This is a genomic window from Roseiarcus sp., from assembly GCF_049514155.1.
In the GTDB taxonomy this organism is placed as follows: Bacteria; Pseudomonadota; Alphaproteobacteria; order Rhizobiales; family Beijerinckiaceae; genus Roseiarcus.
This window is the reverse complement of sequence record NZ_JBEKVH010000002.1, coordinates 39864-60002: the sequence shown is the minus strand read 5'-3', so window position 1 is coordinate 60002 and position 20139 is coordinate 39864. Positions and strand designations below refer to the sequence as shown.

Genomic DNA, 20139 nt, shown 5'->3' with positions numbered 1-20139 from the left:
CTCACCCCTTCGCCGGCCTCCCGACCATCACCACCGACAGCGACCCGTCGCCGAACATCCGTTCGCCGGCGCGCTTAGCGTCGGCCATCGTCACCGCGGCGATGCGCGCGTTGCGTTCGGTGAGCCAGTCGGGACCGTGGCCTTCGAGCTGGATGGCGACGAGCTGGCCGGCGATCTTGGTCGAGGTATCGAAGCGCAGCGGGTAGGAGCCGACCAGGTAGCGCTTGCCCTTCTCGAGCTCGTCCTCGGTGACGCCGCCGCGCGCCAGGTCGAGGATCTCGTTGCCGATGACTTCGAGCGATTCGTAGGCGCGCTCGTTCTTGGTCGTCGTGCCGCCGTGGAGGAAGCTGGTCTGTTCGAAGGCGGCGACCGCGGCGGAAGCGGAATAGGCGAGGCCGCGCTTTTCGCGCACTTCGCGGAACAGGCGCGAGGTGAGGCCGGTGCCGCCGCCCAGCACATGGGCGAGCACGACGCAGGCCATGTGGTCGTCGTCGTCGCGTCCCGGCGCCGGCCGGCCGAAGCGAATCGTCGTCTGCGGCACGTCGAGATCGACGACCTCGACCCCGCCCAACCCGACGAACGGCGCCGGCTGCGGCGCGATGCGGCCGTCGACCGTCGGCAGATCGGCGAAGACGTCGTCGATCAGCTTCGCCGCGCGCTTTTCATCGATCGCGCCGACGACGGCGATCGCCAGAGCCGCGCGGGTGACGAGCCGCTTCGTCAGCGCCGGCAGGTCGTCGCGCGTCACCGCCGCGAGGCTCTCCGGCGTTCCGTTGGTCGGCAGCGAATAGGGATGGCCGGGAAACACCCGCGCGCGCCAGGCGCGGCCGGCGACCGCGCCGGGCTCGTTGGCCTCGTGACGGATCTGGGCGAGCAATTGCTCGCGCACGCGCGTCGTCGGCGCCGCGTCGAAGCGCGGCGCGTTGACCGCGAGCCGCAGCAGTTCGCCGGCGCGGTCGAGATGGCGCGACAGCGTCTTCATCCGTCCGCTGACGTGATCGCGCTCGGCGTGGAAGGCGAGTTCGATCGCCTTCTCCTCGAGCGCCTGCTGGAAGGCCTGATCGTCGAGATCGCCCGCGCCTTCGTCGAGCAGGCCGGCGAGCATGGTCAGCGCGCCGGCCTTGCCGGCGGGGTCCTGGGACGCGCCGCCGCGGAAGGCGAATTCGAGCGCCACCAGCGGCACGGCGTAGTCTTCCACCAGCCAGAAGCGCACGCCGCGCGGAGAGACGAGGTCGCGCAGATTGACCGCGCTCGAGGCGATCGGATTGGAGACGGTTATGTTCATCAGCGTTTCCTCGGGCGCGCCGGCTTTCACGCCGGCGGCGGCTCTGGCCCGGCGGCCTCAGGCCGCCATCGGTTGTTGGGTTGGAAGCAGGTAGCCGGTGACGGCGTGACGCTGATCAAGCCACTTGCGCGCGGCGGCGACCACGTCCTCCGCGCGCACCGCTTCGATGCGCTGCGGCCATTCCTGGACGTCGCGGATCGTCTGGCCGGTGGCGAGCGAGGCGCCGTACCAGCGCGCGAGCGCGAACTGGCTGTCCTGGGCGTAGATCGCCTCGGCGACGAGGCGGGTCTTGGCGCGCTCGAGCTCGGCGGCGTCGACGCCGTCGGCGAGCAGGCCGGCGAGCGCGCGATCGACCTCGGCGTCGAGATCCGGCAGTTCGACGCCGGTGGCGGGCACGACGTAGAGGAAGAAGCGGGTGTCGTCGAGCGCCGAGCCCATGTAATAGGCGCCGGCCGCGAGCGCCTTCTTTTCGTCCAGCACCAGCTTGCGATAGAGCAGCGCCGTCTGGCCGCCGCCGAGGAGATGGGCGAGCACCTCGAGCGCGTCGGATTCGCCGGGCGCGGCGGTGCGGTAGGACGGGGCGAGGTAGCAGCGCTGCCAGCTCGGCTGCTCGACCTTCTCGTCGTTGACGACGACGAGGCGGCGGGCGACCGGCGCCGGCTCCTTCGGCCGGTTGCGGGTGGGCGCGTCGCCGCGCGGGCGAAGCGGGCCGTAATAGCGCTCGGCGAGGACACGCGTCTCGGCCGGGTCGACGTCGCCGGCGACGATCAGGATCGCGTTCTCGGGCGTGTAGAAGCGCGCGTAATAGGCGAGCGCGTCCTCGCGGCCGAGCCCCTCGATCTCATGCGCCCAGCCGATGATCGGCGTGCCGTAGGGATGATGGGTGAACAAGGTCGCCTGCATCGCCTCGTTGAGCTGCGACCCGGGGTCGGCGTCGCAATGCATGCGCCGCTCCTCCAGCACCACGTCGCGTTCGGGCGTCACCACCTCGTCGGTCAACGTCAGGCCGGTCATGCGGTCGGCCTCGAACTCCATCAGTTCGGCGAGGTGCTCCTTGGCGACGCGCTGGAAATAGGCGGTGTAGTCGTTGCCGGTGAAGGCGTTCTCCTGGCCGCCGATCTCGGCGATGCGCTTGGAGAATTCGCCCTGCGGATGGGCCTTGGTGCCCTTGAACATCAGGTGTTCGAGGAAATGAGCGATGCCCGACTTGCCCTGCGGATCGTCGGCCGAGCCGTTGCGGTACCAGACCATGTGGGTGACCACCGGGGCGCGATGATCGGGAATGACGACCACGGTCAGGCCGTTGTCGAGCCGGAAGTCGACGACGCCGCCTGCGGCGGCGCGCGCGGCGGTGGGTTTGGCGGCGTTGAGATTGGGCTTGGCGGGGGAACGAGGCATCGCGACCTGGGGCGGCGGGAGACGGGAACCGCCGGCGGCGGCCCCTTTTCGTCAGGAAACCGACATATAAGGTGCAATCTCCGCCGCCGCCAATAGGCCGCGGCCAAGATGGTCAAGAGAACGGCCGTTCGCGGGCGACTTCGGCCTTCCAGTCGGCGAGCAGCGCCCGCCGACGGCGGGGGTAGCGCTCGGGTCGCGCCTCGGCCGTCTCGATGCGATCGACGCGGAAATGGCGGAAGGCGGCGCGCGTCTCGCACCAGGCGACGAGGATCAGCGTCGCGTCGAAATAGCTGATCGCCATCGGCCAGACGACGCGCTTGGTTTTCGCGCCAGCGGCGTCGACGTAGCCGAGCGCGAGCTTGCGCTCGCCGCGGATCGCGGCGCGGATCGGCTTAAGATGCGCGTCGCCTTGCGCGCTCGGCCCGCCGGGGCCGACCAGCGACGACGGCGCGGCGACGAGTTCGGCCCGGTCGGGCGGCAGCACGGCGGCGAGCTTGGCGAGCGCGCCTTCGGCCGCCCTGGCGAGTTCGGAATCGGCGCGCGCGCCGACCCACAGCGCGCCGAGCGCCAGCGCCTCGACTTCGTCGACCGTCAGCATCAGCGGCGGCAAGGTGAAGCCGGGCTTGAGCACGTAGCCGAGCCCCGCCTCGCCAGCGATGTCGGCGCCTTGCGCCTGCAAGGCGGCGATGTCGCGATAGAGCGTGCGCAGGCTGACGCCGAGCTCCTCGGCGAGCGTCGCGCCGGCGACCGGTCTGCGGCGGCGGCGCAGCGCCTCCATCAGGGTCAGCAGGCGGCTGGCGCGCGACATCGCGCTAGCCGCCGCCCGGCATGGCGAAGATGGCGATCTGCGTGTCGCCATAGACGCGCGCGTCGACCGGTTCGAGCGCGGGCGGCGCGGCGATCTCGGCCTTCGCCGCCTCCTCGACGACGACGACCGCGCCGGGCTTGAGCCAGGCACCGGAAACCAGCGAGGCCAGCGCCGGGCCGGCGAGACCCTCGCCATAGGGCGGATCGAGAAAGGCGAGGCCGAACGGCCCGCCCGCCGGCGCTCGGCCGAGCTTAGTCGCGTCGGCGCGCCAGATGCGGGTGAGGCCGCCCAGACCCAAGGCTTCGACATTGGCGCGCAGCAGCGCGCGCGCTTCCGATCCGTTGTCGATCAGCAGCGCGAAGCCGGCCCCGCGCGACAGCGCCTCGATCGCCAGCGCGCCGGAGCCGGCGAAGAGGTCGACGACCCGCGCCCCTTCGACCGCGTCGGCGTGGCGGTGGGCGAGAATGTCGAAAATCGATTCGCGCAGCCGCTCCGAGGTCGGGCGGATCGCGCGGCTCTCCGGCGTCTTGAGGACGCGGCCCTTCAGCCGGCCGGCGACGACGCGCATGGCGTCACGGACGCCGCGGCGGACGCTGTCCGCCCGGCCGCTCCTTGCGCGGCCCGCCGTGGCCCTTGCCGCCGAACGGGCGCTTGGCGAACGGCTTGTTCAAGCGCGGCTTGCGCGGTTTGTGGTCCTCGCGCGGCGGCGGTTCGCCGGAACGCCGTTCTGCGCCGCGCCCTTCGCCGAACCGCGCATCGGGCCGGCGCGGCGGACGTTGCCCGCCCTCGGCGCGGTCGCGCGGACCCCGACCCTCGCTGCGATTGCGCGGCTCATGAGGCTTGCTGGCGCGCGGCGCCCGGTCCTCGCGCGGCGTCGCATCCCGGCCGCTGCGCTCGGCGCTGCGCCCTTCACTGAAACGCGCGGCGGGTCGGCGCGGCGGACGTTCGCCGCCCTCGGCGCGATTGCGCGGTTGGAACGGCTTGCGCTCGTGCGGCGCGGCTTCTCCGCCTCCGCCTTCCGTGCTGCGCCCTTCGCTGAAACGCGCGGCGGGTCGGCGCGGCGGACGTTCGCCGCCCTCGGCGCGATTGCGCGGTTGGAACGGCTTGCGCTCGTGCGGCGCGGCTTCTCCGCCTCCGCCTTCCGCGCTGCGCCCTTCGCTGAAACGCGCGGCGGGTCGGCGCGGCGGACGTTCGCCGCCCTCGGCGCGATTGCGAGGTTCGTAAGGTTTGCCGGCGCGAGGCGAGCGCGGCGCCCGATCTTCGCGCGACGTCGTTTCGCCGCCGCCGCGTTCTTCGCCGAAACCCCCACTGGACCGGCGCAACGGACGCTCGCCGCCCTCGGCGCGATCGCGCGCTTGGAAGGACTTGCCGGCGCGCGGAACGCGGCCCTCGCGGCGCGCTTCGGCCTTGCGCCGCGCCAGCTCGCGACGGCGCTCTTCTTCGCGGGTCGGCAGCACGCGCTCGACGGCGACGACGCGGCCCTTGCGGTCGCTGGTCGCCGAACGCTCGATCCGCTTGCGCGGCCCCGCCGCCGCGGCGTCGCTCTCGGCTCTGAGCGCGCCGACGTGCTTGCGCTTGCGCTCCGGCCCGGCCGAGCGCGGCGGTTCGCGCCGCGGCGCGTCGCGCGGCGCGGCCTCTTCGCGCCCGGGACGCGCCGGCCGGCGCAGCGCGGAGGGCGGCGGGCGGCGAAGCGCGGAGGGCGGCGGCCGACGGGTTTCGGTCGCCGGCGCGGGCGGCGGTTCGGGTTCGGCGCGCTCGACGATCGGCGCGTCGAAATCGACGCCCGCCTCGCGCGCCAGCCGCGGCCCGAGCTGGTCGCGCAGCACGCGGGTGCGCGCCTCGACGACCTCGCCCTCGGCGAGATCGGCGAGCTCGAACGGCCCGAAGGAAATGCGGATCAGCCGGTTGACCGACAGGCCGAGCGACTCGAGCACCCGCTTGATCTCGCGGTTCTTGCCCTCGCGCAGGCCCATCGTCAGCCAGACGTTCGAGCCCTGGGTGCGCTCGAGCCGCGCGTCGATGCCGGCGTAATGAATGCCCTCGATCGTCACGCCTTCGCGCAAGGAATCGAGCGCGGCCTGGTCGATCGCGCCATGGGCGCGCACGCGGTAGCGCCGGAGCCAGCCGGTCGCCGGCAGTTCGAGCACCCGCGCCAGGCCGCCGTCGTTGGTCAGCAGCAGCAGGCCCTCGGTGTTGACGTCGAGCCGGCCGACCGCGACGACGCGCGGCAGATCGTCGGGCAAGGCGCCGAAGATCGTCGGCCGGCCTTCGGGATCGCGCGCCGTCGTCACCAGCCCGCGCGGCTTGTGGAACAGGAACAGCCGCGTGCGCTCGTGCGCCTTGAGCGGCTCGCCGTCGACGCGAATGTCGTCGCTCTCGACGACGTTGAAGGCGGGGCTGGCGAGCTTTTGGCCGTTGACGCTGACCCGGCCGGCGAGAATCCACGCCTCCGCGTCGCGGCGCGAGCACAGGCCCGCGCGCGCCATCGCCTTGGCGATGCGTTGGCCCGGATGATGCAGCTGATCGGCGTCGGTTTCGGTCATGGCCTCGGCTTGCGTTGCGCGCCGCGCTGTCCTAGCAGCTTGCCGCGCCGCTGTCGCGAGCGCGTCCCTTCTCCCCGCTTGCGGGGAGAAGGTTAGGATGAGGGGCCGGGAGGCGAGCCGCGACGGCGCGGCCAATCGCCAAGCCCCTCACCCCTGCCCTCTCCCCGCACGCGGGGCGAGGGGGCGCCGCAACGACTGCGAGGCGTGAAGCGTCGAGGGCGCATGGGTTTGAACGACGACCCGATGAGCGTCGCCTTCGCCGAGGCGCGCGAGGCGGAAGGCCGCGGCGAGACGCCGATCGGCGCGGCGTTGGCGCGCGGCGGCAAGGTGATCGCCAGCGCCGGCAACCGCACGCGCGGCGACTCCGACCCGACCGCCCACGCCGAAATGGTGGTTCTGCGCCAGGCCGCCGCCAGTCTCGGCGCGCACCGGCTGACCGACTGCGATCTCTACGTGACGCTCGAGCCCTGCGCGATGTGCGCCGGCGCGATCAGCCACGCGCGGCTGCGCCGGCTCTATTACGCCGCGCCCGACCCGAAGGGCGGCGCGGTCGAGCATGGCCCGCGCTTCTTCTCGCAAGCCACCTGCCTGCACGCGCCGGAAGTCTACGGCGGCATCCGCGAAAGCGAGGCGGCGGCGATGCTGCGGGCGTTCTTCGCGGCGAGGCGCGGTTGAAGCGCCGGAGGGGCAGCCGGCCGACTGACGTCACGTGCCTCCTCATCGTGAGGAGCGTCGCGAAGCGGCGCGTTTCGAACGACGAGGAGGGTCGGCGTTCGTCGTGCGCGGCCGCCCTCGTCCTTCGACTCGCCTGCTTTCGCAGGCGGCTCAGGATGAGGGCGTCGATGGGCGTTCCTACGCCGGCCGCCGCGCCAGCGACAGCCAGATTCCGCCGCCGATCAGCACGGTTCCCGACAGTCGCGCCAGCAGCTTGGCGCGCGACGGGCGCACGAACCAGGCGCGGCCGAGCCCGGCGGCGACCGCCCAGGCCGTGTCGGTCGTCCCCGCCATCAGCGCCGACACGACGCACATGACCGCAAGCTGGCGCCCCGCCGGCAGCGACGGGTCGACGAACTGCGGCAGGAAGGCGGTGAAGAAGACGATCGTCTTGGGATTGGTCAGCGCCACCGCGAGGCCGCGGGCGAAATGGACGTGATCGGCGACCGGCGGCGGGTCCGCCCCCCTGGAAGCGCCGCGCCAGGCCTGGACGCCGAGATAGATCAGATAGGCCGCGCCCGCCCAGCGCATGACCTCGAACAGGATCAGCGCGTTGGCGAGCACCCAGGTGAGGCCGAGGGCGATCGCGGTCAGCAGCAGCGCGTTGCCGAGCGTCGTGCCGACGACCGTCGCCAGCGCCGGACGAACGCCGCGCGTCGCCCCGGTGGTGACGACGAGGGTGACGATCGGACCCGGCGCAATGACCAGGACGAAGGTGATCAGCAGATAGGCGGCGAAGAGCTGCGGGTTCATCTCAGTCCTCCAGCCGCCGCGCTTCGTCGGGCAGCATGATCGGGATGCCGTCGCGGATCGGATAGGCGAGCTTGGCGGCGCGAGATATGAGTTCTTGGCGCTCGGCGTCGTAAGAGAGCGTCGCGCGCGTCAGCGGGCAGACGAGGATTTCCAAGAGCTTGGGATCGGCGCCGGCGGCGCGGCGATCGGCGGTTTCGCTCGGAACGAGGGATTGGGACTGGGGCTCGCTCATATCGTCGCCTCGCGCGGGCTTGCGCCCGAAGCCTTGGATAGCGCAGGCCGGGCGCGAGCGCCATCGCGGCGGCGGCGCCTGTGCCGCGCCGCCGCCAGGCGTCGCTCAGAACTTCAGCCCCTTCGCCTGCTTGACGCCGGGGAGCTTCGCGACCTTGGCCAGCACGGCGTCCGGCGCCGGGCCGTCGATCGAGACGAGCGCGATCGCCGAGCCGCCCTCCTGGTCGCGGCCGAGCGCGAAGGTCGCGATATTGACCCCGGCCTCGCCGAGCAGGCTGGCGAAGCGGCCGATGAAGCCGGGCTTGTCCTCGTTGGTGACATAGATCATCGACGGGGTGAACTCGGCGTCGACCTTGATGCCCTTGATCGACAGGATGCGCGGCTTGCCGTCGTGGAACACCGTGCCGCCGACCGCGCGCTGCTGTTTGGCGGTGGTGACCGTGAGCGTGATGAAGCTCTCGTAGTCGCTGCGCGCCGCGCGCGTCGCCTCCTCGACGACGATGCCGCGCTGGGCGGCGACCGCCGGGGCGGAGACGACGTTGACGTCGGAGAGCGACGGCCTCAGCAGGCCGGCGATCGCCGCCGAAGTCAGCGCCTTGGTCTTCAGCCCGGCGACGCCGCCCTCGTAAGTGATCGTCACCTTCTCGATCGGGTCGTCGGTGAGCTGGCCGGCGAACGAACCGAGCCCTTCGGCGAGCGCGATGAACGGCTTCAGCTTCGGCGCTTCCTCGGCGGTGATCGAGGGGAAATTGACCGCGTTGGTGATGGCGCCGCGCACCAGATAGTCCGACATCTGCTCGGCGACCTGCAGCGCGACGTTCTCCTGCGCTTCGCTCGTCGAGGCGCCGAGATGCGGCGTGGCGACGACGTTGGGATGGCCGAACAGCGGGTTCGCCGTCGCCGGCTCTTCGACGAAGACGTCGAAGGCGGCGCCGGCGACCTGGCCGGAATCGAGCGCCGCGCGCAAGGCGATCTCGTCGACCAGCCCGCCGCGCGCGCAATTGATGATGCGCACGCCTTTCTTGGTCTTGGCGAGGTTCTCGGCCGACAGGATGTTCTTGGTCTGCGTCGTCATCGGCGTGTGCAGGGTGATGAAGTCGGCGCGCTTCAAGAGCGCGTCGAGCTCGACCTTCTCGACGCCGAGTTCGCCGGCGCGCTCGGCCGACAGAAACGGGTCGAACGCGATCACGCGCATCTTCAGCCCGAGGCCGCGCGAGGCGACGATCGAGCCGATGTTGCCGCAGCCGATGATGCCGAGCGTCTTGCCGGTCAGCTCGACGCCCATGAAGCGGTTCTTCTCCCACTTGCCGGCCTGGGTCGAAGCGTCGGCGGCGGGGAGCTGGCGCGCGAGCGCGAACATCAGCGCGATCGCGTGCTCGGCGGTGGTGATCGAATTGCCGAACGGCGTGTTCATGACGATCACGCCCTTGGCCGTCGCGGCGGGGATGTCGACGTTGTCGACGCCGATGCCGGCGCGGCCGACCACCTTCAGCTTCTTGGCGTGGTCGAGCAGCTTGGCGGTGACCTTGGTCGCCGAGCGGATCGCCAGTCCGTCGTAGTCGCCGATGATCTTGGCGAGCTCGTCCTTGTCGAGGCCGGGCTTGACGTCGACGTCGACGCCTTGCGCCTTGAAGATCGCCACCGCGGCGGGAGAGAGTTTGTCGGAGATGAGAACGCGGGGAGCCATGGGGGTCTCTTGAGTTGCAGAGTTGCGCGTCATGGCCGGGCTTGACCCGGCCATCCACGTGGCGCGGCCGAGGCGTCTCGAAGCCGATCTCACGTGGAACAAGTCAGCGTGGATGGCCGGGTCAAGCCCGGCCATGACGTTTTGAGGGTCGCCGGCCTAGGCCGCCTTGGCGAGCTTGGCCTTCTCCTGGGCGAAGGCCCAGTCGAGCCAGAGGGTCAGCGCCTCGATGTCGGCCTTCTCGACCGTCGCGCCGCACCAGATGCGCAGGCCGGGCGGGGCGTCGCGATAAGAGCCGATGTCGAAGGCGACCTTCTCCTTCTCCAGCGCGCTGGCGAGCGCCTTGGCGAAGGCCGCCTGCGCTTCGGCCGGCAGCGCCGTCACCTCCTTGTCGACCACCTTCAGGCAGACCGAGGTGTTCGATCGGGTCGCGGCAACCTTGGCGAGGAAGTCGATCCACGGCGTCCTGGCCGCCCAGTCGGCGATCGCCTTGGCGTTGGCGTCGGCGCGGGCGAACAGGCCCTTCAGCCCGCCGACGCTCTTCGCCCATTGAAGCGCGTCGATATAGTCCTCGACGCACAGCATCGAGGGCGTGTTGATCGTTTCGCCTTCGAAAATCCCTTCGATCAGCTTGCCGCCCTTGGTCATGCGGAAGACCTTCGGCAGCGGCCAGGCCGGCTTGTAGGTCTCCAGCCGCTCGACCGCGCGCGGACTGAGAATGATCATGCCGTGCGCCGCCTCGCCGCCGAGCGCCTTCTGCCAGGAGAAGGTGACGACGTCGAGCTTCAGCCAATCGAGATCCTGCGCGAACGCGGCGGACGTCGCGTCGCAGATCGTCAGGCCTTTGCGGCCGGCGGGAATCCATTTCGCGTCGGGAACGCGCACGCCGGAGGTCGTGCCGTTCCAGGTGAAGACGACGTCGTGATCGAAATTGACTTGGGCGAGGTCGGGCAGCTCGCCGTAGGGCGCCTTCAGCGTGCGCACGTCGGGGAGCTTGAGCTGCTTGACGATGTCGGTGACCCAGCCGTCGCCGAAGCTCTCCCACGCCAGCACGTCGACCGGGCGCGCGCCGAGGAGCGACCACAGCGCCATTTCGACCGCGCCGGTGTCGGAGCCGGGCGTAATGCCGATGCGATAGTCGGCGGGGACGCCGAGCGTTTCGCGCGTCAGGTCGATGGCGAGCTTGAGCTTGGTCTTGCCGACCTTGGCGCGATGCGAGCGGCCGAGGGCGGCGTCTTTGAGGGCTTCAGGGGTCCAGCCGGGCCGTTTGGCGCAGGGGCCGGAAGAGAAACGCGCGTCATGGGGCCGCGCGGCGGGCGTCGTCGTCATCGGTAGCCATCCTTTCAGATGGGCGCCTCTCGTTGGGGAGAGGTGTCCCGCCGCCGCTGCTAATCGAGACGACGATGGATGGCAAGCGGAAAATGGCGCGTCCGTCTATCCGCGCCGCTTGCGACGGCCGCCGGGGCCGCCGACGCCGCCCGATCGCGGCGCGTCCGAATCGCCGCCCTCCGAACCTAAGGCCGGTTCGGGCGCGCGCTGATACCGCACGCCGGTGAAGAACAGGATCTGCGCGGCGTCGCCGCGTTCCGCGCTTTCCTTGCGCGGCCCCACCGCAGATCGAAACAGGATCAGCTCGCCCATGGCCCAACCCCGACGCCGCGCTTTCGCGCGCCGGGGCATTACGCGGCGCCGAAGGTTAATACTTGGTCAACGAGATGCGGCTAGTCTGAAGGAAGTTTCGCCGCCGCAGAGGGGAACGCGAAGCGTGGTTTCGGATTTTTCGCCGATCGGCCTGCCGTTTCTCGACGCTTTGGCCGCCAGCCCGCGTCCCGCCGACCGCCAATTGTGGTTGCGCGTCGCCGCCGATTGCCTCCTCGCCCTGCCCGCCGGCGCGCCGCGCCGCCAGGCCGTGCTCGCCGCGGCGATCGCCGCGCTGGGCGAAGTCGACGAGGCGACGCGCTCGGCCTTCGCGCGCCGGCTCGCGCCCTATTCCGCAGCGGCCGACGCGCTGGCCGCCGTCGAGGCGATGGGCGGCGAGGCGGCGCTGGTCGCGCTCGCCGAAGCGGTCACATTGCCGCGCGAACGGCTCGCGGCGGCGGCCGCCGGCGAAGCGGCGCAGGCGCGCGCCGTCGCGCGCCGCGCCGATCTCGACGCCACGCTGGTCGCGCGGCTGGTCGAACGTGAAGAGATCGAGGTCGCGCTGGCGCTGGCGCGCAATCGCCGGGCGCCGATCGACGCCTCGCGTTTCGCCGTGCTGGCGCGCCGCGCCAAGGCGCGCATCGAAGCGGCGGGCGACCGGCGGCTCGCCGACGCGCTGCTCGAGCGCACGCCGGCGACGATCGAACAGGCGGCCTTGTTCTTCGAGGCCGACGCGCCGCACCGCGGCCGCATCGTCGCCGCCGCGCAGCGCGCGACTCTCGGTCGGCGCGATCCCGCTTTTGACGGCGGCGAAGCCGCGCGCATCGCCGCGCAACTCGAACAAGATGCGATGGCGGGCGACTGGCCGCATTTCGAGACGGAGCTCGCCGACGCATTCGGCTGCCCGCCGGCGTTCGCCGCGCGCGTCGTCGCCGACGCCTCTGGCGAGCCACTTGCGGTCGCGCTGGCCGCGCTCTACGCGCCGAACGACGCGACGGTGCGCATCCTTGCGGCGCGCGATCTCGCCGACGGCGGCGAGTACCGCCGCATCGCCGCCTTGGCGCGGCTGAAAGATGCATTGAGTCCTGCGGCCGCACGACTGACGATGGCGGCGATGATCGGCGCGCCGCAACCGACGCCGACGCGCCATCGATCGCAATACGACGCGACCGCCGCGGCGACGCCAGGTCGGCCCGCAGCCGCGATCCGCAACGCCGTCCCGACGCCGGCCGTTCTACGCCGCCGCCGCGCCTTGGCGCTGGCCGCCGGCGCGCGCGGCGGCGGCGAACGGGCGTGAAGGAAGCCGCGAGCGCGGGTCGTCAATCTGCCCTGATGCGGCCCGCCCGATTGCGGGCCGAGGTTGAAGCGAGGATAGACCGGTCATGAAGAGTTTGATCTCAGCCTTCGCCGTCGCTGCGACGGCGCTCGCCGCCGTCGCGCCGACGACCGGCGCCCGCGCCGACGACGGCGGCCGCGTCGCGGCCGGCATCGCCGGCGGCTTCCTCGGCGGCATGCTGCTCGGCGGCGCGCTCGCGCCGCGTCCGGTCTACCCGCCGCCGCCGCCGCCCTACGGCCCGCCCGGCCCGCCGCCGCCAGGCTATGTCGACTACGGCCCCGGCCCCGACGGCCCGCCGCCGCCGGCTCATTGCTATTGGACGCACGGCCAGGCGGTCTGGGACGATGTTTACGGCGTCTGGCGCCGCCCGCGCGTCCAAGTCTGCGACTGAAGCGCGACGTTCGGCGCGCCGCGCTCGCCAGTGGCGCGGCCGATCTCAACCGAAGAACGGCAGCAGCGTCGGCGCGAGATGGCCGAGGCCGAGCAGCGCCGCGCCGATGAGGCCGAGCCCGCCGGCGATCCAGGCGAGCGCCGCCACGCCGGTGATGATCGCGGCCGAGGCGAGCACCACCGCGATCTGCAGCGCGCCGCTCGAATATTCGTAGTGTTCGAGCTTGCGGTTGGATAGCTCGCGCCCTTCGCTCGCCTGTTTGGCCCGCTCCTGAATGGCGTCGAGGCTGTCTTCGGGCGTCTTGGGGTCGTTCTCGAACCTCGCCACCGCCGCCTTCCAACTGGCGATCTGCTTGTCGATCGCCGCCTGGACCTGCGGGTCGCTGACGGCGCCGCGCTCCGCCGCGAGCGCTTCCGCGGCGGTCTCGGCGATCGACGAGCGCACTTTCTTCGCCTGGTAGAAATTGTAGAGGTCCGAGGATTCGATGTTGAGCTCGGTGGCGCGGTGGTCGGCGTTCTTGGCCCCCGCTTCGGCGAGCGCGAGGAACAGCGCGAGGATCGCGATCAGCAGCGCGACCTTCTTGTCTTCGGATTCGACGGCGTCTTCGAGCGGTTCGGCCATGGATTCCCCCTGTGCGCCTTGCGCAGAGGCGCCGGCGGATTATGCACGTTCGCAGGTTGCGGAAAAGCCGGCTTCAGCCTTCGCGCGCCGCCGGCTCGCTCTGACGGATCTTGCCGGCGGGCGCAGGATGCAGCGACTGGGCGAGCGCGATCGGCTCGGCTTCGGCGACGCGCCGGCGCCGTTCGAGGCGCGCGACGTCGCGACCGATGCGGGCGATGGCGGCGCGCAAAGCCTTGTCGTGATCGGCGCTCGCCGCCGCATACGCCTTGTCGCGATCGAGGCTCGCCGCCGCCTCGGCGTTCGCCGTTGCGCCGCCGCGTTCGGCGACGCGCTCGAGCTGGCGCCGGTTCTCGAGCACCGCCTCTTCGCGCGCCGCCTCGCTACGCGCCAGCCGCGCCTCGGCGTCGACGAGCGCCGCTCTGAGCCGGTCGCGCTCCGCCGCGGCGCGCTCGGCGGCGGCGGCGGCGGCGCGTTCGACGTCGACGAGACGAATCTCGGCCGCGGCGAGCCGCGTCTCCATCGCGGCGATCTCGCCGCGCCGCTCCTCGGCGAGCGTCTCGCTGGCGTCGAGCCGCGTTTCGGCGCGACGGCGCTGCAGGTCAAATTCGGCCAGGACGCTCTGGGCCGCGCCGAGATCGCCGCGCAATGCGTTGGCTTCCCGTTGCGCCGCTTCGAGATCGCCGACGCCCGTCGTCGTCGCATCCTCCAGCGCGATGAGCCGCAAGAGTTGCCGTCCGACCTCGACTTTGCGCGCCGCAGCCGCCTCTTCGGCGGCGCGCAACCGCCGTTCGAGCCGGACGATCTCGATCGCGTGCTGGGCGCGCAGCGCGTCGCGGTCGGCGATCGCCTGCGCTTCGCTGAGCGGCGCGAGCAGGCGGGCGCGCGCCTCCGCAAGCCGGCGAGCGCGATGCGCGACCGCCGGCGCCGCGGCCAGCGCCAACAGCGTCGCAACTAGGAATCCGACGGCGGTAAAGATCGCCTGCTCGATCAATTTCGTCTCGTTGCCGGGGCGAGGTGGTGCGGCAATATCGCACGCCCGTCCCGGTCAAGCAAAGAGGCAGGCGGCTTAAAACGGGTTCCAGGTCGCGCGCGGGGTGAACTTCAGATAGCTGAGGTTGAGGCCGAGCCGGGCGCCTACGCCGGAGCGGATCGGCACGACGATGACGTTGTCCGCCCCCAGGGCGGTGAAGCCGAAGCCGCCGACGAAATAGGCCGAGCCGTCGATGCCGCCGAAGCGGCTGAAAATCGCCTCGGTCGCCGGCAGGTTGTAAACCAGCATCATCGTGCGGTCGCCGTCGGCGCCGGCGTCGAAGCCGACCGAGGGACCCTGCCAGAAGATCTTCTGGTCGCCGGCGTTGCGGGTGTACATCTTGCCCTCGCCGTAGCGCAGGCCGCCGACGAACGCCCCCGAGGCCTCCTGGCCGAGGATATAGGCGTTGGGCAGGCCCCAGCGGCGGCCGGCTTCCTGCACGACTTCGGCGAGACCGCGCGACACCGCGCCGAAGAAATGGTGGCCGCTGTCGACGACCTCGTCGAGCGAGTAATTGGCCGGCGCGTCGGCCAGCGCCGGGCGGGTGAAGGCGAAAGCCCCGACGGCGAGGGCGCCGCCGAGCCAGTCGCGCCGCGTGATCGTCGACATGTCCATGTCCTCCAAGCGCGTCCGGCGCGCCGACCGCGCCAGCAGAGGCTTTCCGGCAAATCGTGTCGCCGTGATGGCGATTCGCCAGCCGCGACTATCGCCGCGGCCGATTGACGGTTCATTAACGATGAACGGCGCGCGCCGCGGCGCGCGGGTCGCCCCAGGCGACGAAGCCGCCGTTGCGCAAGCCCGCGGCGATCTTGCCATAGAGCAGCGGCCCGCCCTCGACCGAAAGCGTCGCCCCGCCGGCGGCGCGCAGGACCGCGTCGCCGGCGGCGGTGTCCCATTCCATCGTCGGCCCGAAGCGCGGATAGACGTCGCCTTCGCCCTCGGCGATGACGCAAAATTTCAGCGACGAGCCGGCCGAACGGCGATCGGCGATCGGCAGGCCGGCGAGGAAGGCTTCCGTCGCCGAATCGCCATGCGAGCGGCTGGCGAGCGCGGTCAGCGCCGGCGGCGCGGCGCGAACGGCGAGCGCGCGCCAGGCCTCACGCCGCGGCAGATCGGCGCCGAGGGGCGCCGCGCAGGCGAAGGCGCGCGCGCCGGCGAACCACAGCCGTTCGAGCGCCGGCGCATAGACCGCGCCGGCGATCGGCCGGCCGCGTTCGATCAGCGCGACATTGACGGTGAACTCGCCGTTGCGGGCGATGAATTCGCGCGTCCCGTCGAGCGGATCGACCAGGACGAACCGTTCGGCGATGGCGATCGGAACGCCGGCGGCGGTCGCCTCTTCGGCGACGATCGGGATCGGCCCCGCCCAGGCCGCCAGACGCTCGCGGATCGTCGCCTCGGCCTGCTCGTCGGCGGCGGTCACCGGGCTGCCGTCGCCCTTGGCGCGCGCCGGGCCGCCGTGCGCGTATTCGGCCATCACCCCCGGGCCGGCGGCGAGCGCGACGCGCGCAAGCAGCAGCGCCGCCTCGTCGCGGCCGGCCTTCGCAAGATCGAGTCGCCCTGTCGTCGCCGGATCGTTCAAGCCGTCTTCCTTTCTTCGCTTGCGCTCATCGCCCAGTCGCGGGCCGACGGCGAATCAAATACGATCGCGCCCCGCAAGCCCGAAGCGCCTCGTCCGCGCCGCCCTCGGCGGCTTCAGCCACAGGAAAATTCCCATGACAATGGTCGCCCTCGCCCCGATGGACCTCGCCGCGCTGCTGTGCTCGCGGGTTTGTCACGACGTGATCTCTCCGGTCGGCGCGATCGTCAACGGCCTGGAAGTGCTGGAGGACGAAAAAGACCCCGAGATGCGCGCGGTGGCGACCGAACTGATCAAGAAGAGCGCCGCCGCCGCTTCGGCGCGGCTGCAGTTCTGCCGGCTCGCCTTCGGCGCGGCGGGCTCGCTGGGGGCGACGATCGACACCGGCGACGCCGAGACGGTGATGCGCGGCGTCATCCCCGCCGACCGCACCACGCTGGCGTGGAACCCGCCGCGCCGGTTCGCCGCCAAGAACAAGGTCAAGCTGCTGCTCAACCTCTGCCTGATCGCCCAATCGGCCATCCCGCGCGGCGGCGTCATTTCCGTCGACCTCAGCGGCCAGGACGACACGCTGGCGATGCGGGTGGAGGCCAAGGGCCCCAACCCGAGGCTGGCGAGCGGGGTCGCCGATCTCGTCGCCGGGCGGCCGGAGAGCGGCGCCGTCGACGCTCACAGCATCCAGCCTTACTTCGCCGGACTGGTGGCGCGCGAATGCGGCATGGAGGTCGCGATCACCGTCGAGGCGGAATCGGTGACCTTCGAGGCGCGGCCGACTGGCGTTAAAGCGTAAGCCGCAGCGCGCCGGTTCAATCCTTCTTAACGTCGCCGCGCCAAGATCGGCGAGCCGCCGGTCGCGCTTCGACGCGCGGCGACACGATAGGGTCCAGGCTATGAAGCAGGTTCTGGTGGTCGACGATTCGCCGGTGATCCGCAAGATCGCGCGCCGCATCCTCGAAGGCATGAACCTCGGCACGTCGGAAGCCGCCGACGGCCGGCAGGCGCTGGCGGCCTGTTCGTTCTTCATGCCCGACGCGATTCTCGTCGACGGCGCGATGCCGGTGCTCGACGGTTACGAGTTCCTGCGCGAGCTGAGGGCGATGCCCGGCGGCGAGTTGCCGAAAGTGGTGTTCTGCACCAGCGAATACGACGTCGCCCAGATCGCCCGCGCGATGCACGCCGGCGCCGACGACTTCCTGATGAAGCCGTTCGACCGCGAGCACGTGCAGGCCAAGTTCGAGAGCGTCGGCGTCTGCTGAACGGCGACGCCGCTCACTCGGAGACCGGCGCGTCGCTGGGCGGAACCGGGCCTTCGCTCTCGTCGTCCTGATTCGCCGATGGATGGAATCCGTACGGCGAGCGCAGCCGGCGACGGCGCGCCCGGCCGGGGAACCGCGGATCGCCCGAAGCCTCGAACGCGGCGTCGCCCGACTCGACCGCTCCGTTCGTCTCGGCGGCGTTCTCCTGCGGCGCCGGAACCTCGGCGTCCATCGGGCCGGGCACGCGCGGCGCGGCGGTGATGAACGAGGGCAGCGCCGCGGCGCCGTCGGCCGGGGCCGGCGGCGGATTTTCGCGCGGCGGATTGGGATCGCGGTAGGGACGGAACTCGCGCGGCTTGAAATCGCGGCGGCCCTCGCGGAACTCGCCGCGCTCCTGGCGATCGCCGTAGGGCCGATCCGGGCGCGGCCCGCGGTCCTGCTGTTGCGGCCGCATCGGCCGGTCCTGACGCTGCTGGTAGCCGCCGCGCGGGTCGCCGCCCTGCTGCGGCTGACGCTCGCCTTCGACGAAGGTCGGTTGCGGGCCGGCGCCGGGCGCTGTCGGCTGGCCCTGCACATAGGGCTGCGGCGCGAACGGAGGGGGGTTTCGTTCGGGGGGCGAAGCGAAGCGGTCGGCGACACCGCCGCCGAAGTCCTCGTCGTCCTCGATCTCGACCGCCTCGCCTTCGCCCGGGGGCCGACCGCTCTGGGCGTGGGCTTGGGCGGCCTGGGCGGCGGCGATGAGGCGAAAATAGTGCTCGGCGTGCTGCAGGTAGTTCTCGGCCGCGACCGGATCGCCGCTGGTGTGGGAATCGCGCGCGAGCTGCAGATATTTCTCGGCGATGTGGTGGGCGTTGCCGCGGATCTTCACGTCGGGCCCGTTCGATTCATACGAACGGGTCAGCGGATTGGGGCCCCGCCGATTGTTGGAGGGGCGGTTGCCGCGCATCCGCTTATTGTTGTTCTGACCAGGTCTCATCGAATGTTCCTTGATTGATCTCGACGTTCGCGGCGGCCGGGCGCGCGTTCGCGCCGTCGGGCGGAAGATCCGCGCGGCGCGGCGAAACGAAAAACGGCGCTTTCAAGCATCGGCGGATAGCGTTCTCACAGGAACGGACTGCCAGTCCCCGCTGCGTCTCGCGCGCCGATCGCCGCTTCGATCGACCCGCGCGGACGGCGCGCGAAAAAAAGGCGGTTTAGCTTCACAGCCCTTAGCCGGTCGCGAACCCCCTCAGGTTGCGTCCGCAATTCGGCTCGATCTGGGAAACCGTACGTCGTCTAGACTCAAGGCTCGACGACGAATCTGGGCGGTTTGTAGCGCCTTTTTCACGTCCCGCCAAGAGGGAAGTTGTTCACGGTGGGGGCGGCGTCGATTCCCGCCCGCTTGAGGATCGCCCAGGCGTCGGCGCCGTCGTCGGCGAATTCGACCAGACCGAGGTCGTCGGCGCTGACCATGCCGTTCTCCCGCAGCGCCCGCCAATCGATCACCTTTCGCCAATAGTCCTGATCGACCAAGACGATCGGGATGCGCGGCGTTTTTCCGGTCTGCGACAGCGTCAACAGCTCGAACAGTTCGTCGAACGTGCCGAAGCCGCCGGGAAACACCACCAGCGCCTTGGCGTGCATGGCGAAATGCATCTTGCGCATCGCGAAATAGTGAAAGCGGAAGGTCAGCGCGGGGGTGGTGTAGGGGTTGGGCTCCTGCTCGCGCGGCAGGGTGATGTTGAAGCCGATGGTCGGCGCGCCCGCTTCGTGCGCGCCGCGGTTGGCGGCCTCCATCGTCCCCGGTCCGCCGCCGGTCGCGACTACGTTGGCGTAAGGGGGCCCGCCGAGCGCGCCGCCCTCGAGCGAGGCGATGCGGCCGAAGGCGCGCGCTTCAGCGTACCAGAACGCCTGACGGCCGGCGCCGTTCTCGCGCACCCGCGCCGAGCCGAAGACGACCAGCATCGAAACGACCCCATAGGCGCGCAGCGCCTCTTGCGCCTTCTGATATTCGAGCTGGAAGCGCACGCCGCGGGTCGAATCGCCGAGCAGGAACTCCTGGTCGAGCGACGCCAGGCGATAGGCGCTGGAGGCGGCCTGGGCGGCGTTGGAGACGGGATAATCGGTCATGGATTTCGCTTGCGCCCGGCCGCTCACGCGCGAAGCCACGGCCCTGTCGAAAGAGGGCTAGTTGGTGTCGACCTTCACGCCGGCGCCCTCGACGGGCGCGCGAAAGCCGGGCGGCGGGTCGGTGAGCGACGTGCGCGAAGGCTCGGGGCCGAGCACCGTCACCGGCTTCTTCTGGATGCCGACCCAGGTCAGCGGGTTCCAGTTGAGCGCCGGCGCCGGCGCGCTGTCGCACGATTCGCCGGGGCCGACCGTGCATTTGCCGCGCAAGCTGGGGCCCATCCCGGAGGTGTAATCCGTGGTGACGACCATATGGGGATCGAGCGGCAGATGGCTGTCGCGCTTGGGGATGAAGGTCTTGTTCTTGTTCTTTTCGGCCTGATCCGCCTTCCAGCGCGCGACATCGGGGTCGCGCGGCCAGTCGGTCGCGCTGGCCCACGGCGAGGGGGCGGGCGCCGGCAAATCCGTCTTGGGCGGGACGACCAGCTTGGCGTGGTCGCGATATTCGATGTCCGGCTGCTCCTCGTCGCCGCCGAAGCCGAACACCGAGCCGATGCCGACCCACAGCGGCGCCGCGCCGTCGTCGCCGGCCGTCGCCGGCGCCGTCGACAGGCACAGCCAGACGAGACACGCCGCGCTCGCCGCAGCGGCGCCGGCCCCGACCTTCCCAAGCGTCACAGACGGCATCGCCGAAAACCCCTCCTCGCGGTCGCCGCGACGGCGTCGCGCGCGCGGAAACGACCGCTCCGCATTTCTGGTTGGCCCG

At 71.4% G+C, this 20139-nt stretch carries 21 protein-coding genes and 1 pseudogene; 5 read left to right on the top strand and 17 right to left on the bottom strand.

Features of this window, described 5'->3' with window-relative positions; genetic code table 11:
* Position 1: 1 nt before the first annotated feature.
* From ABSF49_RS00615 to ABSF49_RS21725, 5 genes and pseudogenes are all read right to left on the bottom strand, one after another.
* The gene (locus tag ABSF49_RS00615) at positions 2–1285 is read right to left on the bottom strand and encodes a M16 family metallopeptidase (RefSeq protein ID WP_424110686.1); all 1284 of its coding nucleotides are present in this window, start codon (positions 1283–1285) and stop codon (positions 2–4) included.
* A 57-nt stretch (positions 1286–1342) separates the two neighbouring features.
* Positions 1343–2683, bottom strand: a complete 1341-nt coding sequence (locus tag ABSF49_RS00610) for a M16 family metallopeptidase (RefSeq protein WP_424110685.1) — start codon at positions 2681–2683, stop codon at positions 1343–1345.
* Positions 2684–2795: 112 nt separating this feature from the next.
* Entirely contained in the window at positions 2796–3491 is a 696-nt protein-coding gene (locus ABSF49_RS00605) for a helix-turn-helix transcriptional regulator (RefSeq protein ID WP_424110684.1), read from the bottom strand.
* A 4-nt stretch (positions 3492–3495) separates the two neighbouring features.
* Complete coding sequence (gene rsmD, locus ABSF49_RS00600; RefSeq protein ID WP_424110683.1) at positions 3496–4059, bottom strand: 16S rRNA (guanine(966)-N(2))-methyltransferase RsmD; 564 nt, start codon at positions 4057–4059, stop codon at positions 3496–3498.
* Between the two features lie 1000 nt (positions 4060–5059).
* Positions 5060–6133, bottom strand: a pseudogene (locus tag ABSF49_RS21725) (pseudouridine synthase); the annotation flags it as partial.
* Between the two features lie 123 nt (positions 6134–6256).
* On the opposite strand from ABSF49_RS21725, the gene ABSF49_RS00590 reads away from it, so the two are divergent.
* Positions 6257–6709: a nucleoside deaminase gene (locus tag ABSF49_RS00590; RefSeq protein WP_424110681.1), complete on the top strand. Its 453-nt coding sequence runs from the start codon at positions 6257–6259 to the stop codon at positions 6707–6709.
* A gap of 177 nt (positions 6710–6886) precedes the next feature.
* Here ABSF49_RS00590 and ABSF49_RS00585 read toward each other — a convergent pair whose 3' ends face one another.
* From ABSF49_RS00585 to ABSF49_RS00565, 5 genes are all read right to left on the bottom strand, one after another.
* Positions 6887–7501: a LysE family translocator gene (locus ABSF49_RS00585; protein ID WP_424110680.1), complete on the bottom strand. Its 615-nt coding sequence runs from the start codon at positions 7499–7501 to the stop codon at positions 6887–6889.
* Between the two features lies 1 nt (position 7502).
* Positions 7503–7733, bottom strand: coding sequence for a Trm112 family protein (locus ABSF49_RS00580; protein ID WP_424110679.1), 231 nt, complete (start codon positions 7731–7733; stop codon positions 7503–7505).
* Positions 7734–7838: 105 nt separating this feature from the next.
* A complete protein-coding gene (serA, locus tag ABSF49_RS00575) occupies positions 7839–9419 on the bottom strand; it encodes a phosphoglycerate dehydrogenase (protein WP_424110678.1) in 1581 nt (526 codons plus the stop codon).
* 156 nt (positions 9420–9575) lie between these two features.
* The gene (locus ABSF49_RS00570; protein WP_424110677.1) at positions 9576–10745 is read right to left on the bottom strand and encodes a phosphoserine transaminase; all 1170 of its coding nucleotides are present in this window, start codon (positions 10743–10745) and stop codon (positions 9576–9578) included.
* A 105-nt stretch (positions 10746–10850) separates the two neighbouring features.
* Positions 10851–11057, bottom strand: coding sequence for a hypothetical protein (locus ABSF49_RS00565; RefSeq protein WP_424110676.1), 207 nt, complete (start codon positions 11055–11057; stop codon positions 10851–10853).
* Positions 11058–11181: 124 nt separating this feature from the next.
* On the opposite strand from ABSF49_RS00565, the gene ABSF49_RS00560 reads away from it, so the two are divergent.
* Together ABSF49_RS00560 and ABSF49_RS00555 are read left to right on the top strand one after the other, a co-directional pair.
* Positions 11182–12351: a DUF2336 domain-containing protein gene (locus ABSF49_RS00560; RefSeq protein WP_424110675.1), complete on the top strand. Its 1170-nt coding sequence runs from the start codon at positions 11182–11184 to the stop codon at positions 12349–12351.
* 85 nt (positions 12352–12436) lie between these two features.
* The gene (locus ABSF49_RS00555; protein WP_424110674.1) at positions 12437–12781 is read left to right on the top strand and encodes a hypothetical protein; all 345 of its coding nucleotides are present in this window, start codon (positions 12437–12439) and stop codon (positions 12779–12781) included.
* Between the two features lie 45 nt (positions 12782–12826).
* Here ABSF49_RS00555 and ABSF49_RS00550 read toward each other — a convergent pair whose 3' ends face one another.
* From ABSF49_RS00550 to cysQ, 4 genes are all read right to left on the bottom strand, one after another.
* Positions 12827–13402 (bottom strand): DUF4337 family protein, encoded by a 576-nt coding sequence (locus tag ABSF49_RS00550; protein WP_424110673.1) that lies wholly within the window; start codon positions 13400–13402, stop codon positions 12827–12829.
* A gap of 73 nt (positions 13403–13475) precedes the next feature.
* Positions 13476–14393, bottom strand: coding sequence for a coiled-coil domain-containing protein (locus ABSF49_RS00545; protein WP_424110672.1), 918 nt, complete (start codon positions 14391–14393; stop codon positions 13476–13478).
* Between the two features lie 75 nt (positions 14394–14468).
* On the bottom strand, positions 14469–15041 hold the full coding sequence (locus tag ABSF49_RS00540; protein WP_424110671.1) for a DUF1134 domain-containing protein: 573 nt from the start codon (positions 15039–15041) through the stop codon (positions 14469–14471).
* A 121-nt stretch (positions 15042–15162) separates the two neighbouring features.
* Positions 15163–16014 carry a 3'(2'),5'-bisphosphate nucleotidase CysQ gene (cysQ, locus tag ABSF49_RS00535; protein WP_424110670.1) on the bottom strand — a complete coding sequence of 284 codons (852 nt, stop codon included), beginning with the start codon at positions 16012–16014 and terminating at the stop codon, positions 15163–15165.
* A 133-nt stretch (positions 16015–16147) separates the two neighbouring features.
* On the opposite strand from cysQ, the gene chpT reads away from it, so the two are divergent.
* Positions 16148–16801: a histidine phosphotransferase ChpT gene (chpT, locus tag ABSF49_RS00530; RefSeq protein ID WP_424110669.1), complete on the top strand. Its 654-nt coding sequence runs from the start codon at positions 16148–16150 to the stop codon at positions 16799–16801.
* Positions 16802–16901: 100 nt separating this feature from the next.
* Positions 16902–17267: a response regulator gene (locus tag ABSF49_RS00525; protein ID WP_424110668.1), complete on the top strand. Its 366-nt coding sequence runs from the start codon at positions 16902–16904 to the stop codon at positions 17265–17267.
* A gap of 13 nt (positions 17268–17280) precedes the next feature.
* Here ABSF49_RS00525 and ABSF49_RS00520 read toward each other — a convergent pair whose 3' ends face one another.
* The 3 genes from ABSF49_RS00520 to ABSF49_RS00510 form a co-directional block, all read right to left on the bottom strand.
* A complete protein-coding gene (locus tag ABSF49_RS00520; RefSeq protein ID WP_424110667.1) occupies positions 17281–18243 on the bottom strand; it encodes a DUF4167 domain-containing protein in 963 nt (320 codons plus the stop codon).
* Between the two features lie 347 nt (positions 18244–18590).
* Positions 18591–19376 carry an LOG family protein gene (locus ABSF49_RS00515; RefSeq protein ID WP_424110666.1) on the bottom strand — a complete coding sequence of 262 codons (786 nt, stop codon included), beginning with the start codon at positions 19374–19376 and terminating at the stop codon, positions 18591–18593.
* A gap of 57 nt (positions 19377–19433) precedes the next feature.
* Positions 19434–20060 (bottom strand): hypothetical protein, encoded by a 627-nt coding sequence (locus ABSF49_RS00510; RefSeq protein WP_424110665.1) that lies wholly within the window; start codon positions 20058–20060, stop codon positions 19434–19436.
* Positions 20061–20139 lie beyond the last annotated feature (79 nt).